Consider the following 17,111-nt stretch of genomic DNA (forward strand, 5'->3'; position numbering starts at 1 on the left):
CGTCGACGACTCGAAGCTCGATGTCGGTCTGCTCGTTGCCGACCAGATCTGCACCGGTGATTGCGGGCCGGCTGATTCCATGCGCATCCCGGGTGCTGGCGATGGTGCCACCGGTAGTGACAACTGCGACTTTCGACACTGTGGTCCTTTCACGTCAAGCTGCGGGGTGGTGGATGGCCAACTCGCGAATACGATTCCTGGCGGCGTACCAACCAATCATCAAGAGCGGTGCGATGATCGCGATGGATCCGACGGTCCACGTTCCAACGGGGTTGTCGAATGCCATCAACACGATAACGACCGCAAGAAAGACCAGTGTCGCGATCCCGGTGTACGGTGCGCCGAATATGCGGAAGGAAGGGCGAGTGACTTTGCCTTGTTTCGCAAGTTGCCAGAGCCTCAACTGGCACAGCACAATTACCGCCCATGCACTGATGATGCCCAGTGCCGCAAGATTGAGGACTATTTCGAAGGCCTGCGCTGGGACAACAGCATTGAGCCCGACGCCGAACAGGATGACCACGCCGGTGAGTGCGATTCCCCCGTACGGCACTCCGGCTTTGTTCATTCTGGCAGCGAAGGCAGGCGCCGAACCGGCCGTCGCCATCGAATGGAGTATTCGTCCGGTCGAATACAATCCGGCATTGAGGGAAGACAACGCCGCCGTGAGAACGACCAGATTCATGATCGCATCTGCGCCTTGGATGTTGATCGAACCGAAGAATGTGACGAATGGACTTTCACCGGCGTGGTATTCGGTGTACGGGAGCAACAGTGAGAGCAGCAGGACCGACCCCACGTAGAAGACGAGGATCCGAATGATCACTGTGTTGATCGCCTTGGGTATCACCTTCCGGGGATTTTCGGTCTCTCCAGCCGTGGTCCCCACGAGTTCAATTGAAGCGTAGGCGAACACGACGCCCTGAATCACCACGACTGCCGGCAGTATTCCGTTGGGGAACAGCCCACCGTTGTCGGCGATCAGGCTGAATCCGGAGGAATGCCCTTCGATGGGCGTGCCGAAGAGTACGAAATAGACACCGAACCCGAGGAATGCGGTCAAGGCCACGACCTTGATCAACGCGAACCAGAACTCCAACTCTCCGAAGACTTTCACGGACACGAGATTCAGTCCGAGAACCAGCAACACCGCGATCAGAGCGAACATCCACTGATCGATGTGTCCCAGTGGCGCCCAGTACTTTTTGAAGAAGTTCATGTACAACGCCACAGCCGTGACGTCGACCACGGCAGTCATTGCCCAGTTCATCCAGTACAACCAGCCCGCAGCGAAAGCCATCTTTTCGCCGAAGAATTCGCGTGCGTAGGAAACGAAGGATCCGGAAGTCGGTCGGTGCATCACCAGTTCGCCGAGCGCCCTCAGGATCAGGAACGCGAAGAATCCGCACAGCGCGTACACGAGAACCAAGGCCGGGCCCGCCTGTTGTAGTCGCCCTCCCGCCCCCATGAAAAGGCCGGTTCCGATCGCGCCACCGATCGCGATCATCTGAATTTGTCTGGGGCCGAGCGCCTTCTGATATCCGAGATCCTCCTCAGTGGCAACTTCGGCGCGGCCTGTCTCTTCCCGTTCGACGGTCATCAAACCTCCTCCGCAACAGCGGTGGCATGAGGCTTCTCCCCCGAAACGCGGAGATTGGCGAGATGTTCGGGGCTGAGCAACCGATCGAGTTCCTCGCGGTCGAGCAGGCCGGCTTCGATTACGAGATCGGCGACGCGACGCCCGGAAATCAACGCCTCCTGGGCGATCCGAGTGGACGCGGTATATCCGATGTAGGGGTTGAGCGCGGTGACGAGGCCGATGGAGTCTTCGACTCGGGCGCGCAGCAGTTCAGTGTTAGCCGTGATGCCGAGTACGCACCGGTCCGCCAAAATGCGGCAAGCCGCACCGAGGTGTCGCATTCCTTCGGACAGTGAGTGCACGATGATCGGCTCGAAAGCGTTGAGTTGGAGCTGACCGGATTCCGCAGCCATCGTGATCGTCACGTCGTTGCCGATGACTTCGTACGCGACCTGATTGAGGACTTCGGGAATGACAGGATTGACCTTGCCCGGCATGATCGACGAACCTGCCTGCACCGGTGGAAGATTGATCTCGTTCAATCCGGCTCGCGGGCCCGAAGAGAGCAGCCGGAGATCGTTGCACACCTTGGACAACTTCACAGCGACCCGCTTGAGGACGCCGGAGAGGTGGACGAACTGGCCCACGTCCTGGGTCGCTTCGACAAGATCCGTTGCCAACACCAGCGGCAGTCCGGTCAGTGCGCCCAGGTCGGAACAGGCCACCTCGGCGTAGCCGGCGGGTGCGTTGAGGCCAGTGCCGATAGCAGTCGCACCGAGGTTGATCTCGTGAACGAGAAGAGCGGCCTCAGCCAGACGCGCCCGATCCTCCTCGATCATGACCGCGTAGGTCCCGAACTCCTGACCCAGGGTCATCGGCACGGCGTCCTGCAGTTGGGTGCGTCCCATCTTCACTGTGTCGGCGAACTGAAGAGATTTGGTCGTGAATGCGTTCTGGAGTGTAAGAAGTGCATCCAGCAGGTCATCGATCGCGAAGATCGTCGAGATATTCACGGCCGTGGGGTAGACGTCGTTGGTCGATTGGCTCAGGTTCACGTGTTCATTGGGGTGAAGCCGTTCGTAGTCGCCGCGCTGGTGGCCGAGGATTTCCAACGCGCGATTGGCGATGACCTCGTTCGCATTCATGTTCGTCGACGTGCCGGCGCCACCCTGGATGACGTCCACCACGAACTGTTCGTGCCACCGCCCGTCCACGATCTCCTTGCATGCCTGTGAGATGGCCTCCGCGCGCGGGCGGTCGAGGATGCCCAGCTTTTCGTTTGCGCTGGCTGCGGCCCACTTGACGTAAGCGATGCCGCGGATCAGATGCGGGTTCGTGGCGATTGTTCGACCAGTGATCGGGAAGTTCTCCATTGCGCGCAAGGTGTGGATACCCCAGTACGAATCGGCTGGAACCTCGCGATCGCCGAGCAGATCGTGTTCTGTTCGCGTTTCGAGCACTTGATCAATTCCTCGTGTCTCTTCGCGCAAGCATCACTCTGCGCGGTGGGTGTATTTCGGGATCGCAGCGCTGACGGTCGAGTAGTAGTCCCGCCCAGCTATCGGGCTATCAGGCTGTCTGACAGGTGTAATTGTTACCTCGCTCACTCCGGCACGTCAACCCTTCATCAAGTGCGATGTTTGACGCGGGTCTTCGGCAGTCGCAACAATGACGACATGAACCTGTCAGACAGCTGGGCCACCAGGCGACCCGTCGCCTCGCGGGTGAGTGCTGCCGAGGCGGTTCTCGCCGACCTCCGTGCCGCAATAACCTCCGGCGAACTGGCAGTCGGAGAGCGTCTCCCGTCCGAGGCGTCCCTGGCCGAAAGACACGGGGTCAGTCGATCGGTCATCCGTGAAGCCCTGCGCTCGTGCCATGCCCTCGGGCTCACCGAGACGAAATCCGGGCTCGGCACCTTCGTCGTCAGCGATTCGATAGCGCGAGACCTCGACTTCGGCAGCTACGCGGCCAACGAGTTGGTTGAAGCGCGGCCGCATGTCGAAATTCCGGCCGCAGGGTGGGCTGCCCAACGGCACACAGCGGAGGAACTGGCAGCCCTCCGCGGACTGGTACAGCAGATGCGTGACGAGGACGATCCGCTCGTATGGGTTGCACTCGACGCCCAATTTCACGGACTGATTGCAAAAGCCAGTAGGAATCGGGTCTTCGAGTCGGTAATCGTCGATATCCGTGAAGCGCTGACAAGGCAATCCGAGACACTCAATCTTGTTGCAGGTCGCCAGGAAAAGTCGAACGAGGAACACGAACGAATAGTCGAAGGAATTGCATCCGGGAGTTACGACCACGCCTCCAGGGCGATGGCCGAACACCTGGACGCCGTCAGGATGACGCTCGAAACACTTGTCCAAGAAAGTGATTCGTTGTGATGGCGCGGCCGCGCAAGTCTGTCCTCGCCTGCGCAATCTTCGCGGCATCGGTGACCGGAGCGTTGGCTGGCTGCAGTTCGTCCGACACCCCGCTGACGCCGACAACCGCGGCGTCAGCACCAACAACGGCAGCTGTACCGCCTACGGGTGTAAATCCACCATCGACGCCGGAATCCGAACGCGCGCTCTTCGATGCTGTGGACCGCAATGATCCCGCAGCTGTTACCGCTGCCCTGACTGCCGGCGCGAACATCGAAGCGCGCGGCGAGGGCGAACGGACTCCACTCGTCGAGGCCACCAAGAACAACGCCGTCGCTGCGGCTTCTACGTTGATTTTTGCCGGCGCTGACGTGAACGCGAAGGACTCCATGCAGGATTCGGCCTTCCTGTATTCCGGAGCCGAGGGTTTGAACGAGATTCTGGCGCTCACGCTCGCCCACGGCGCGGACGTCGACAGCGTGAACCGTTACGGCGGTACGGCGCTGATTCCGGCGAGTGAACACGCGCATGTCGAGACCGTCCGGATGCTGATCGCTGCCGGGGTTCCGGTCAATCACATCAACGATCCCGGGTGGACGGCGCTACTCGAAGCCGTTGTGTACGGCGATGGTTCGGCGCGCTATATCGACGTGATCACTCAGCTTCTCGACGCGGGGGCAGATCCCTCGATCCGCGATGCATCGGGGAAGACCGCGTTGGACAATGCCGAAAGTCGTGGTCAGTCGGACGTTGTGGCGCTGCTTCAATCGCGGAGCTGACGCCAACGAGTCGGGCTCAGCCCGTAGGCCTGTCGAAAGCGTCGGCTGAAGTGTCCGGCGTCGACAAACCCCGCCCGGTGCGCAACGGTCGCGATCGGCAGATCGACGGTAGCGGGTCGAGCCAGTTCGTCCCGAGCCTTCTGCAGGCGCTGGGTGATGATCCACTGTTCGATCCGAAAGCCGTTGTCCGAGCAGATCTTGTACAGCTGTCGCAGTGAGATGTTGTGGGCGTGAGCAATTCGTGCGGGGTTCAGTGTCGGATCGTGAAGGTGTTCACGGATGTATCGACGGATCGAAGTCATGGCAAGGGACGATCTCGGAGCGGATGCGTCAGGATTCGCATGTGCGATCGAAGCGACCAAAGCACGTGCGAGTTCGATCGAGGCCTCGCCCAATTGTTCGGCGGCAGGATCGGTCTCCAACAGAGCGGCGCTGCGGAACAATTCACGAACGTGCGCGATCATCACGGGGTACAGATTGCTGTGATGAGGCCGGGTAGCTGCGTCCCGCACGGTGTCGATCGGCAGTCCCAGCCGATCCATCGGAACGTAGAGGCACTGGGAAGCGCCCGTTCCCGGCCAGGAGAAATCGTAGGTCGACGTCAGGTCCGTCATCAACAGCTCACCGGCGGGCACTCTGCGTTGTTCGTCGTGCTGATCTAGATGGCCGATCCCGATCTCCTGCAGGGCAATCGCAAGGACGGGCATCGACGCGGACCGGACGTGACGTGGTGTTCGGGTCAACCGCATACCGGTCGACTCGGAGCGGAACAGTGATGCTGCACCGAGGTTCCACACGTTCATTCTCGCGCTCACCCGTTCCGGGTTCTCCAAGTGGATTGCACACGGGACCGAGGCACGACCCATCGCGTCGACAAAGGCGTCCGCGCGTTGGTCAGGCTCCAACACGGAAGTATCCAGGAGCAAAGCCATGCAGCCCTGATACCCCGCGATGCGGACGCTCAACCAGAAGTTGTGCAGTGTGAGCTCAAAAGTCTGCACGGACAGTCACGTCCGTCGCAGCAGGTATTTCTAGGATCGAAACGGGCGTGTCCCGGCCTACCGCAGTTTCTCGCTTTTCGACGAGAGTGAAGGAAACGCATGAAGATCTCACGTGTATTCACCGCAGTTCTGGCGTTACTCATGACAGTCGCGGCTGGAGTGATCTTCGGCTCCGGCGCTGCGGTGGCGAGCCCCAAGCCAACCGTCGTTCTCGTCCACGGCGCTTTTGCCGACGCGACCAGTTGGGACGGCGTTGCCGCCGACCTACGCTCGCGTGGCTATCGCGTCGTGGCGCCGGACAATCCTCTACGCGGGCCCGCTTACGACGCGTCCGTGATCGAGAAGACGGTTGCGGACATCGACGGACCTGTCGTGCTCGTCGGTCACTCGTACGGCGGCGCGGTGATCACCAATGTTCACGACCCGAAGGTGCAGTCGTTGGTGTACATCGCTGCGTTTGCTCCGGTTCAGGGTGAGCCGGTGCAGATCACGATCGATCCCATCAGGTTTCCTGGCAGCCAATTGCTTCCTCCGGCTCTGGGATTGAAGATCGTCGACGATCCTCACGCGATCGGCGGGAAGAACGTCGACGGCTACGTCACGGACGAGTATTTCCATTCCGTCTTCGCTCAGGATGTTTCCGACGAGACAGCGGCAACGATGTTGGCGCATCAGAAGTCTGCGGCTTTGTGGGCGAACCTCGAGCTCGGCGGGCCACCGTCGTGGGCGAACACACCGAGCTGGTATCTGGTTGCCGGTGAGGATCGCGTGATCCCCGCATCGGCGCAGCGGTTCATGGCAAACCGGATGGGCGCGAACACCAGCGAACTCCCGACCTCCCATGCCTCGCTGGTCTCACAGCCAGGGGCAGTGGCAGACGTGATCGTGGCGGCCGCTCACGGGTGAGTGTGCGACCGCCACGAAAGTAGAACAGGGTCAGGCGGAAACGATTACCGAGGAGCCGTGTCCGAACAGACCTTGGTTGGCGGTGATACCGATGCGGGCGCCTTCGACCTGACGGCCTTCGGCCTGTCCACGAAGCTGCCAAGTGAGCTCGCACACCTGCGCAAGTGCCTGTGCGGGAACGGCTTCGCCGAAGCACGCGAGACCACCGGACGGATTGACCGGGATGCGGCCTCCGATACTGGTGTCACCCGCACGCAGGAGGTGCTCGGCCTCGCCCCGCTTGCAGAGGGCAAGGTCTTCGATCCAGTCCAGTTCCACGGAGGTAGCGAGGTCGTAGACTTCGGCGACGTCGACGTCCTCGGGAGAGATCCCGGCTTCTTCGTATGCGGCGTAGCCGATGGATTCCTTGAACGTGCGCTCCGGAGCGGGAACGGCGGAGCTGGAATCGGTGGAGAAGTTCGGCATGTCCATGATCGTCTGGGGGAACGTCGGCGTGACCGTCGAAATAGCCTTGATGCGAACAGGTTCCGCGATGCCCATCTTGCGGGCGTATTCCATCGACGTCAGCAAGATTGCGGCGCCGCCGTCGGACGTCGCGCAGATGTCGAGCAGGTGAAGGGGATTGGACACCACGGGGGAGGCCAACACGTTCTCGACGGTGACTTCCTTGCGGTAGCGCGCATTCGGATTGCTCAGCCCGTGCCTGGCGTTCTTGACCTTCACGTTGGCGAAATCCTCCGCGGTGGCGCCGTAGAGGTCGATGCGACGACGCGCGTTGAGCGCGAAGTACGCCGGGTTGGTCATACCCATGAGGCGGAAGCGCAGCCAGTCCGGGTCGTCCCAACGCTCACCGGCGACGGGAGCGAGGAAGCCCTTCGGCGTGGTGTCGGCGCCGACGACCAGGGCAACTTCGCTGAGGCCGGCCAGGATTCGTGCGCGAGCGGTGTCGAGTGCCTGGGCTCCCGTCGCACACGCGGCGTACGACGTGGCGACGCGAGCGCCGTTCCAGCCGAGTGCCTGCGCGAAGGTGGCTCCGGCGACGTATCCGCCGTACCCGTTGCGGACGGTCTCGCCGCCGACGATGAAGTCGACATCCTGCCAATTCACACCCGAATCGGCGAGCGCGGCGCGAGCGGCCGCAACGCCGTATTTCACGAACGACTGCCCCCACTTGCCCCAGGGGTGCATACCGACACCGAGTACTGCGACGTCCTTGCTCATGACTGCGACTCCTGATCAGCTGCGGCGACAGGCTTCCATCGCCACGTCGTACGTACTCCGGTTTCGTCGGTGTACAGCGGCTCGACAACCAATTCGACGGTATTGCCGACCTTGAGATCGTCGACGCCGAATCCGTCGGCCACCTGGCCGAGGATGACGATGCCCTCGGGCAGTTCGACTGCTGCGAGAGCAAAAGGCTCGTACGGATCCGAGCGCGGGATGTACGGCGGCGGGGGCTGGTACTGCGCGTCGGTGTACGACCAGACAGTGCCGCTACGGGAGAGTTCCACATCGTCGAACTCCTCGCTGAAGCAGCTCGGGTTCTTGCAGAACGTCGCCTCACGAGGGAAGGAAATGGTGCCGCAGGATTGGCACTTCGTGCCGATCAGAGCAGGTTCGTCGCCGGTGGTGAACCAACCCTCTACTGCAGGCGTCACACTCCCGTTCGGCGCCGGCGTTGCAGTCTCGCTCATGCAATCCTCATCTGGTTGGCGAGCCTGATCCGGGGGATCGTGGGCCCGCTGTGCCGCTTACTGGAACAGGTTGCAGTATTACACGATTTCGGCCGCTGACGGGCAAAAATTTTCGCTGAGTGGGACGCTGCCGGAACGCAGACGGCCCCGCGGGCAGACGAGTCTGCAGGCGGGGCCGTGTGCGTGAAAGTAGCTGTTTACCTGTAGCGGATCAGCGAGCGCGAACGGGTCGACCGAATCGACGCGCCGGTTTCACCCGGGCCGCAGCGTCGAGGATGGAGGTGATCTCGACCTGATCCAGAACCTTTTCGCGGACACGGTCGTGCGCAGCGCCGCGTTCCAGTTCCGCCTTGTCGATGGCATGCCAGCCCTCGCGGTCGACGACGTCGGACTGTCGCGCCCGGACCAGACGATCGACTGCGGAGTCGTCGGCGACCGGGTTGGTCAGGCGTCCGTCGTTGAAGTCGTCGACGAGCATCCTGATCGTTTCCTGCGCGCAGGACTTGTTGGTGCCGATGAACCCACTCGGTCCGCGCTTGATCCAACCGGTCGCGTAGACCCCGGTGGCGGGATCACCGTTCGGAGCTTCGAGGACTCGGCCGTTCTCGTTCGGAATGACCGACGCACGCTCGTCGAACGGGACGCCGGGGATGGGCACTCCGCGGTAGCCGATCGAGGTGAGGACCAAGCCGGTATCGATGGTCTCGGTATCGCCGGTTGCTTCGATCTGCACGGTTCCGTTGGCGTCGACAAGAGCGTTGCGAGCGAACTCGATTCCGCTGACCTGATCGTCGCCGGTGATCGAGGTCGGCGTGAGCAGGTAGCGCAACGTGATGCGCTTGTTGCCGACGTCGACGTGATCGCGGTTCTTCAGGGCTTCGAGGAGACGCAACTTCTGCTCGACGGCATGCGGGAGTTCGCCGCGTTTTGCCAGTTCTTCGGTGGCCGAGTCGAGAACCATGTCGTCGGGTCCGACAGAGAGTTCGATGTCCGGCAGTGCCATGAGGCCGGTGAACTCGGGGACCGTGAACGCGGACTGCGCGATTCCGCGTCGACCCACGATGACAACTTCTTCGACGCGACTCTTCCGCAGAGCGGCGAGTGCGTGAGCGGAGATGTCGGTACCGGCCAACTTCTCGGGATCGGCCGTCAGAATGCGAGCGACGTCGAGCGCGACATTTCCGTTTCCGATGATGACCGCGCGGCGATGTGAGAGGTCGAAGACGTCGTCGGCGTGATCGGGGTGGCCGTTGTACCAGGCTACGAAGTCGGTGGCCGAGGCCGTGCCAGGCAGATCAGCGCCCGGAATGCCGAGACCACGGTCGGACGAAGCGCCGACTGCGTAGAGCACCGCATGGTGATTTTCGAGCAGTTCGCTGTGCGAGATGTGCTTGCCGATCTCGACGTTGAGGTAGAACTCGAAACCCTTTTGTGCGGCGATCTTGTCGAACAAGCGAGTGACCTGCTTGGTCTTCTGATGGTCCGGAGCAACGCCGGCGCGAACCAAGCCGTAAGGCACAGGAAGGCGATCGAAGACGTTGACCTGCACGTCAGGCTGAGTCAGCAACTCGTCCGCGGCGTACATCGCCGACGGTCCGGAACCGACGATCGCAACGCGCAACGGCGGTCGGCCCTTGTCGACGTGGGCTGCCGGGATGACCTTGGCGAGAAGCGGCCTGGGTCGCTCTTCCTTGTAGAAGTCCGCATTGATGGACAGGAAGACTCGCTGCGGGTCGGTCAGCTTCGACTCGGGGACGATGGCGTCGACCGGGCAGGCCGAGACGCATGCGCCACAGTCGACGCAGGCCTGCGGATCGATGTGCAGCATCTCGGCGGTGAGGAAGTCCGGCTCGTCCGGCGTCGGATGGATGCAGTTGACCGGGCAGGCGTAGACGCACGAGGCGTCGCTGCAACAGGACTGCGTGACTACGTGTGGCATGGCGCTATGAGTCCGATCTCGACTGTCCGGGAGCTACGCGGCGGCGTTGTGCGAGCTGCGGTGAGGTTCGCTACGGAAGCGTGATGCGCGGCCGTCCATCTTGCAGGCCTTCCACACCAGGCGCGAGGCACGGTTCATCAGGCCGGTGTCGGTGGCCAGCATGCGGACGTCACCGAAGTAGTTGCGCAGGGTCTGGCGCGACTCGGGCAGATCCCAGAACAGGTCCTTCTTCACGGACTTCGGGATGTCAACTGCTTCCAGAAGGACTTCGGCGGGATGACGATGGCGTCACAGAGAATGCGCATGACGATCGGGAACAGCAGCGAGAGGACGAACCGGTTCGGGCGTGACATCAGCGGGATGCGACGGCTCAGAAGCTTGTGCGCGAACGAGATGTGACGCGCTTCCTCGGCTACGTGGATGGCCATGACCGACTGCATGATCGGGTGGATCTGGCCGCCGGCGCGCAGGATGCTCTTCTGAATGTGGTCGATCGGCTCTTCACCGGCGAGGACACCGACGAAGAACAGTTCGGGGAACGGACCCGCAGCGAGGGGAATGAAGGGTGCAAGCATCTTCATCGGACGGCTCATCCCGGGAGCGTCGGCACCGATGCGGTTGACCATCTCCTGGAACATCATCGTGTGGTTGCACTCTTCGACCGACTCGTGCGTGCAGTAGCGCGCCTCGGCCGAATCGTTGGGCAGTGAGAAGACGTACTGCATCATGCCGCGGATCAGAATGTTCTCGAACTGGAGACCGACCTTCGCGACATTGGCCTGGCGCCACATGCCGATTTCGATCTGCCTGGCCTCGGACTGCGACTGGTACCACGGGTGTGCACCCAGCGGGTCAGTCTCGGCCGGGAGGATCCAGCGGCGATCGTTCGGGACGACGGCAAACTCGGGGGAGTCCCAGTCGATGTCGAGGTACGGGTCGAAGTGCTTGTGCACCGAGCCCTCGGACAGGAGTCGAAGCGTCTCGTTGTACGAGTCGTCGGATGCTTCTCCGCGCTTGTCGAGCGGCGATGTGAGCGTCATGGCGTCTCCTCTTCGTTTCGGTCACCGCTGGTATTTCTCGCGGTGTTCGGTGGAATCGAGGGCCGGTTGTGTGATCGCTGGCACTCGGTCTGGATTTAATGTAACCCGAGGTATCAGGAAAAGCTAGTGGCAGATACTCCTGAATCCCGACGAATTCTTGACACGGCCGAAACGGCGCCATAACTTACTTTTGAGTAATTTCCGCGGTGCGTCCGAAGTGGGCTGTTCAGGGACGGGTTCGCACCGAATCGCACGCGAAGATCGAACCGAGGCCGACGTGATCAGATCGATTCTCAGCAATCTTGCATTGAGACCGCCGACGCGTCTGCGCTCCCTTGTTCCGTCTCGCGGCGTCACGCTTTCCGACAAGACCATCGTCCTGACGGGAGCCTCGTCGGGGATCGGTGAGGCGACAGCTCATCTATTGGCTCGTCGGGGAGCCGAGATGATCCTGGTCGCGCGCGGTGAGGAAAACCTCGAACACGTACGGGACGAGATTCACCGCAGGGGAGGATGGGCACACATCGTGCCTGCGGACCTCTCCCGCGGTGAAGCCGTTGACGAACTCGCGGAGACGATCGCGGATCGATTCGGGTCGGTCGACATCCTCGTCAACAATGCGGGTCGCTCGATCCGGCGTACCGCGTTAGATTCGGTCGACCGATTCCATGACTACGAGCGCACCATGGCGCTGAACTACTTCGGGCCGACAAGACTGACGTTGCGGCTACTGCCCGCGATGCTCGAGGCGAAGTCCGGACACATCATCAACGTCGGAACCTGGGGAGTCACTGCGGGCGTGATGCCCAGGTTCAGCGCCTATCACGCGTCGAAGTCTGCTCTCAGTGCATTCGGCCGAAGCCTCGGCGCGGAATGTCACGGCACCGGTGTCGATGTCACCACAGTGCAATTCCCACTCATACGAACACCGATGATCGCGCCGACGGCGGATTACGTGAGCCAGCCGGCGCTGACGGCCGATCAAGCTGCATCGTGGATCTTGAGGGCGATCAATACGCGTCCCGTCGAGCTGTATCCGCGGTACGCGGGGCTGTTACGAGCGATTGACGTTGTATCTCCTTCTGCCACTGACGCTCTCGTGCGAAGGGCCGGGATCTGAGGGGCTGGGATTTGAGGGGTTGGGATCTGACCAGAAACGTGCACCAGCACCGGGGCATGGTTCGTCCCCGGTGCTGATGTATTCGATTGTCGCGGTTCATGCTGCTGTGGGTGGGCTGTTCCCGCCGATCGGCTGTTGATACGGATCGATCGACATGGGTGGGTAGAACACTGTTTTTCGGTCGGGACCGATCTCCACCCGCCATTCCGTGTGGTGCAGTGTCCGGTGGTGATGACCGCACAACAAGATCAGGTTGTCGAGATCTGTTGGGCCGCCATCGTTCCAGTGAACAATATGGTGGGCATCGCACCACCCGGATGGTGTTCCGCACCCCGGAAACGCGCACCCGCCATCACGAACTGCCAACGCCCGCCGCTGCGGAACGGTCGCCGTTCTCGCTTCCTTACCGCAGTCGAGCGGAACACCATTCTCATCCAACAAAATTCGCGTGACCGTGCAGTCGCAGGCCAACATCCGGGCGGTATCGATACTGATCGGGCCCACCCAATCCGTCCACGCGAAACCCAACTCCTCCGTGGACGGCAGGAGGTCTTTCAACGCTTGCAGGTCCGTCATGTCTTTCGCGGACGCGGTAACGGTGATGTGCGGTTTCACCCCGCCCTCGATCGGACCCAACCCCGCCCGCTCGTACCGCCGCAGTAGTTCGCAGAACCCGTCCGCCCGCCGTAGCGCCGGCGTACGGGTGTCCTTCACGCCGTCCTTCTCCGGCGTCGGAGCCGACAGACTCGACAACAACGTGATCAACCGGGCCCCGTTCACCGCATCCAGATCACCCTTCACAGTGACCCGCCCGTACAAACCTTTCGACGCGTAGAACTCGTTACGCTCCGAATCCTCACCGACCGGAACGCCGTCCTCGCGTTTGCCGTACTGCTTCTCGATCCGGCGGATCGCCGCCCGCACCGCATCACAATCGGCGATGTTCTTCGACGCCAGGCCAAGCAGGATCCCGCGGGCCTTGTCCACATCCGCCGGCGTCATGTTCTTCGGCGGATGCTGACAAAACGACGCCACCTGACGGGCTTTCAACGCATCAACATCCCCGCGGTGAAACGCATCGCCCACAACAGGCTCGAGCAGAAGCAACCGCGCCAACCCGACCAGCAGACTGCACTCACCGATCTCCAAATTCGTCGACCCGTGCAACCACTGCGCGATCGCCCGAAAACCCTTCCCACCGAGAACCTCACGGGAAAACATCTCCACGATCAGCAACACCATCCGCGACTGCAACTCGTGCCGGACACGCACCAGATCGAGAACCTCACTCTTGAGGTCCTCGCCATCCAGCTGCCACGCATCCCGACTGTCCATGCCGAAAGCATAATCGAACAGAGTTTCGAACACAAGAGAATGTGGATCGAAAATGGCTGCTATCAAATCGATTTCGACATTTCGGACAGTCGGTTATAGGCGGGTCGCCGACGAAGTCCACGTGCGCCGACGAGTGCGAGCGCCACCATCAACCCGGAGCACAACAGCATCACGGCAGTCTCGATGAACTGAAATTGCCAGTACCGGCTCTGTGGGTGATAGATCACGGCATAGTGATCGATTCCCTGTTCTCGAAGGCAGTTGTCGACCTCGAGGTCTTGCTGCTTGCGATCGGAATTGTCTGAGCCCCAGCACATTGTGTAATCGGCGTCGATCATGTTGCCATCCGTATCGGCGAAGCCGGCATCGATGACCCACCTCGAGTCGAGATTTTCATACGGCGCCGGTGCATATTCCGCTGCACGTGCCAGTCCGTCGATGGGTTGCACTTCAGTGTCGGGGGCCAAGTAATGCTCGCGCATCGTCGCGCTCAGTGCGACGGGCACGATCAAGAACGCGAGAAGAGTCATGACCATCGCGAAGACGGTGTTGCGGATGAGCAATGCGGCTGCGCTGCCGGTAGTCATTGCTAAAAAGGTGTAGGCGCCGACGACGATTCCCGTCGTCTGAAAATTGGGGAACTCCATCAAGGAAAACGAGGTGGCCTCATTTGTTGCCGCCTGTCCCCGGCCAAGCGTCTGAGTCCAGCCGAGCACCAGGCCCAGGACTGCCATCGCAAGGGTGATGGGAACGAAGACCACCAGGACCCGCAAGAAATACCATCGAACAAGGCTGGTGGACTCGAGAAAATCGAGGTTTTCGGGACCCTGCTCGAAGTCTCGGGCGAATGTGGTGACGCCGACCAGCATTCCTGAGGCGAACGGTAGTAGGAGTACGAGAAGCGTCGTCAAGGTGAGAGCGGTGTCGGCACGGCAACTGCCACCTCCGTCGTACCAGCGTGAGCAGATGTCGCCGAAGTCCCAACTCTCGCCCGAACGCTGAACGAACCAGCCTGAAAGTGCGGCTGTCAGGATCAGGAGGAATATCATCGCCAGTGACCATACGATCTGCCCTCGGCATTGCCGCCAGGTCGCGTAGATCATCGGCGAATGCAGCTCGGTGAAGTGTGGATGCGTTCCATGATGAAACGATACCGTTCATTCTGTAATGGGCCTGCCACGCGGAACCGCCAGATTTCGACATTTTGTGTAGGACTTAAGTACGAGTTCACCTATGAGTAAATCGTCTAATATCCTACTTAAGGTGGGATCTTTGAAATAAAGCGCAAAAACTGGCACATGTTCTAGGATTTTGTCTACGGTTACATCCACATCGTGATCGCTCGGCCCCAGATCCCGCAATACGGGCGACGGATAATAGTACCGACGACATGCGAATGTCCGTTGCGAAGGAGTGGGAAATGTTAGTTCCGTTCTTGCAGGCGATTCTGAATTTCGCCTACGGGTCAATCGATGCCGGTGGAGTCGTCATCGACGGACTCGTCGGAATCTCGAGCGAATAGGAGGATGTGAGATGAATTCATCTGATCTGGGTTCGGTTTCGGCGCTCTTGCCCATGATGCTGACTGCTTTCAAGTCCATCATCACAATGCCTTTCGCGCTCTCCGTGGACTTCGGCCTCGACGTCCCGTTCAATCCGTTCAAATAGATTAGGGAGGGCGAAAATGGGTTCCTTGGAAGATGTTTTTGGTCTTTTCACCGGGTCACTGTCAGCGATCCACGTCAGCTTCTTCGAGATGCTGACTGCATTGTCGAGCGACGGGTGGGTGCAGGGATGACCTTCCGATCCGGCAACTCGCAGCTTAAGGAGGTGAGTATCTGATGCTTTTTTCTTTCTTGAGTAATGCTCTGGGTTCGCTTCGAGATGTCAGCGGCTTGGCAGTGATGGGAAGCATGATGATTCCCTCGTTCAGCGCGGAATGACATTGCAATACGGGTCGCTTCGTCGATAGTCGACGCGGCGACCCGTATTTTCTTTTCGATATGGATTGTAAAAGCCGATACCCCGGACTTGCTCCGAGGTATCGGCCTGAGGTCAGAGGCAGAAGAAACTGAGGGAACTGATTGCCGCGTTCTGCTCGAGTTGGCCGGCATCTCCGACGTTGCCGGCGGCGACTGACAGATCTTGAAGGGAGAGAATAGCGTCCATTGTCATTTCCTTTGTTGATCGGCGTTCTTGCCGATGGATTTGATCGATCGAGTTTGCTTGCGGTGTTGATTTAATTCCAGGTTTTTCGCCTGGTACTTCTGTGCTCCAATCTGCCGTGGGTGATAACTTCCGAACAATTAGGCGATGTGGCAGTTCGACACGCACATCAGTGGAAACGACTGTCGGACAGTTGGCAATCCGGCATGACGGAGCAATGCCAGTATTCCCGCGGATCCGGTTGCCCAGTCTGTCGAGAGTCTCAGGTTCTGTTCACCTGGAAAGTGCAGGCCTCCTGCGTGATTGAGGCTGTGCAAGCCCAGAAGCTGAAACTGCTGTGCAAGCGTCTGTTCACAATCGGCGCCGGCGTATGGAGTCTTGGAGAGTTCGCTGAGAAACAGAATCAGCCCGGCTCGCCCGTTGAGTAGTCCGGCTTGGGCAGTGAATTCGACTGTGGCGGCGCGGGATATCGCACGCACCGCAGCTGCGTAACGCGGTTCGTCGACATGGCGCAGAAGTTGTAGAAGTACCAGGCCCACACCGACAGACCCGGATCCGAGATACGGCATCGTCCGGCGCTCCTCTCTCAGCTGCATCGACCCGTCAGGGCACATCGACATCACAGACAGATCGATGTCGACGAGCTGGCGTGCGTGTTCCAGCGATCGAGGATCACCACTCAGTTCGTAGTGGCGAGTCCAGAACAGTGCTTGTCCGCTCGGTCCCCGCATCAGCCCACCTCGGCCGGCCACTGCCCAAGGTGTTCCGCCGGCGTCGCGGACATGCAAGCGAGCAGCTGAAATTCGTTCGCGCAGAGTCTCGGTCACGACAGCGAGAGTGGGTGACACAGTCGGTCGTGAAACCGATTCCTCGAGTAGGAGGCAACCGATTCCGGAAAGGCCGCTGAAAAGGCTGGAGTCGATGTCGTCGAGTGGGGCTCGACGCAAAGTCTCGACCCACCTGTCGGCTGTCGAATGTCGCCCGTGATGCCGAAAGGTGTGCACCGCACCCGCGAGCCCGTCGAAGAAACCGAACTGTGGTTGCGTATCCGAATCAACCTGATGTTCAGTCCATTCCAGGACTGACTCCAAGGTGTCGGTGGGAAGATCATCGGCGAGCAGGTTTCCGCACGAGCCGTGCGCAATGCCGTAGCCGTTCACCTCGAACTGGGCGATGTCGCCGGGAA

General features: G+C 60.7%; 14 protein-coding genes and 1 pseudogene. 5 read left to right on the plus strand and 10 right to left on the minus strand.

Annotation, left to right across the window (positions count from 1 at the left end; genetic code table 11):
• Positions 1 to 154: 154 nt before the first annotated feature.
• Both A2J01_RS22305 and A2J01_RS22310 read right to left on the minus strand, forming a co-directional pair.
• Positions 155 to 1,600, minus strand: coding sequence for an amino acid permease (locus A2J01_RS22305; RefSeq protein ID WP_007730398.1), 1,446 nt, complete (start codon positions 1,598 to 1,600; stop codon positions 155 to 157).
• Positions 1,600 to 3,039, minus strand: coding sequence for an aspartate ammonia-lyase (locus A2J01_RS22310; protein WP_050655022.1), 1,440 nt, complete (start codon positions 3,037 to 3,039; stop codon positions 1,600 to 1,602). Before A2J01_RS22310 ends, A2J01_RS22305 begins: the two co-directional genes overlap by 1 nt.
• A 216-nt stretch (positions 3,040 to 3,255) precedes the next feature.
• Between A2J01_RS22310 and A2J01_RS22315 the strand changes: the two genes are divergently transcribed.
• Together A2J01_RS22315 and A2J01_RS22320 are read left to right on the plus strand one after the other, a co-directional pair.
• On the plus strand, positions 3,256 to 3,966 hold the full coding sequence (locus tag A2J01_RS22315; protein ID WP_039973154.1) for a FadR/GntR family transcriptional regulator: 711 nt from the start codon (positions 3,256 to 3,258) through the stop codon (positions 3,964 to 3,966).
• Entirely contained in the window at positions 3,966 to 4,724 is a 759-nt protein-coding gene (locus tag A2J01_RS22320; protein WP_007730406.1) for an ankyrin repeat domain-containing protein, read from the plus strand. Before A2J01_RS22315 ends, A2J01_RS22320 begins: the two co-directional genes overlap by 1 nt.
• On the opposite strand, the gene A2J01_RS22325 is transcribed toward A2J01_RS22320, so the two are convergent.
• Positions 4,709 to 5,725, minus strand: a complete 1,017-nt coding sequence (locus A2J01_RS22325; protein ID WP_231915874.1) for a helix-turn-helix domain-containing protein — start codon at positions 5,723 to 5,725, stop codon at positions 4,709 to 4,711. The genes A2J01_RS22320 and A2J01_RS22325 overlap by 16 nt on opposite strands.
• 99 nt (positions 5,726 to 5,824) lie before the next feature.
• Here A2J01_RS22325 and A2J01_RS22330 point away from each other — a divergent pair, with 99 nt between their 5' ends.
• Positions 5,825 to 6,631, plus strand: a complete 807-nt coding sequence (locus tag A2J01_RS22330) for an alpha/beta fold hydrolase (protein WP_007730412.1) — start codon at positions 5,825 to 5,827, stop codon at positions 6,629 to 6,631.
• A 30-nt stretch (positions 6,632 to 6,661) separates the two neighbouring features.
• On the opposite strand, the gene A2J01_RS22335 is transcribed toward A2J01_RS22330, so the two are convergent.
• From A2J01_RS22335 to A2J01_RS22355, 4 genes and pseudogenes are all read right to left on the minus strand, one after another.
• Positions 6,662 to 7,852: a lipid-transfer protein gene (locus A2J01_RS22335; protein ID WP_030536146.1), complete on the minus strand. Its 1,191-nt coding sequence runs from the start codon at positions 7,850 to 7,852 to the stop codon at positions 6,662 to 6,664.
• Entirely contained in the window at positions 7,849 to 8,325 is a 477-nt protein-coding gene (locus tag A2J01_RS22340) for a Zn-ribbon domain-containing OB-fold protein (RefSeq protein WP_064113616.1), read from the minus strand. The genes A2J01_RS22335 and A2J01_RS22340 overlap by 4 nt, the downstream gene beginning before the upstream one ends.
• A gap of 211 nt (positions 8,326 to 8,536) precedes the next feature.
• Entirely contained in the window at positions 8,537 to 10,264 is a 1,728-nt protein-coding gene (locus tag A2J01_RS22345) for an FAD-dependent oxidoreductase (RefSeq protein ID WP_064113617.1), read from the minus strand.
• Positions 10,265 to 10,297: 33 nt separating this feature from the next.
• Positions 10,298 to 11,304: pseudogene (locus A2J01_RS22355) on the minus strand (AurF N-oxygenase family protein).
• A gap of 277 nt (positions 11,305 to 11,581) precedes the next feature.
• On the opposite strand from A2J01_RS22355, the gene A2J01_RS22360 reads away from it, so the two are divergent.
• Positions 11,582 to 12,424 carry an SDR family oxidoreductase gene (locus A2J01_RS22360; protein WP_074447109.1) on the plus strand — a complete coding sequence of 281 codons (843 nt, stop codon included), beginning with the start codon at positions 11,582 to 11,584 and terminating at the stop codon, positions 12,422 to 12,424.
• 96 nt (positions 12,425 to 12,520) lie between these two features.
• Here the strand turns inward: A2J01_RS22360 and A2J01_RS22365 are convergent, their stop codons facing one another.
• Positions 12,521 to 13,759 (minus strand): HNH endonuclease signature motif containing protein, encoded by a 1,239-nt coding sequence (locus A2J01_RS22365; protein ID WP_064113621.1) that lies wholly within the window; start codon positions 13,757 to 13,759, stop codon positions 12,521 to 12,523.
• A gap of 62 nt (positions 13,760 to 13,821) precedes the next feature.
• Positions 13,822 to 14,808, minus strand: coding sequence for a hypothetical protein (locus tag A2J01_RS22370; RefSeq protein ID WP_156519356.1), 987 nt, complete (start codon positions 14,806 to 14,808; stop codon positions 13,822 to 13,824).
• 484 nt (positions 14,809 to 15,292) lie between these two features.
• Here A2J01_RS22370 and A2J01_RS37250 point away from each other — a divergent pair, with 484 nt between their 5' ends.
• A complete protein-coding gene (locus tag A2J01_RS37250; protein WP_256082940.1) occupies positions 15,293 to 15,427 on the plus strand; it encodes a hypothetical protein in 135 nt (44 codons plus the stop codon).
• Between the two features lie 638 nt (positions 15,428 to 16,065).
• Here A2J01_RS37250 and A2J01_RS22375 read toward each other — a convergent pair.
• Positions 16,066 to 17,111 (minus strand): lanthionine synthetase C family protein (locus tag A2J01_RS22375; protein ID WP_197494274.1); only part of this gene is annotated, 1,046 nt, incomplete at its 5' end.

It is taken from the genome of Rhodococcus sp. EPR-134, assembly GCF_001647205.1.
In the GTDB taxonomy this organism is placed as follows: Bacteria; Actinomycetota; Actinomycetes; order Mycobacteriales; family Mycobacteriaceae; genus Rhodococcus_F; species Rhodococcus_F qingshengii.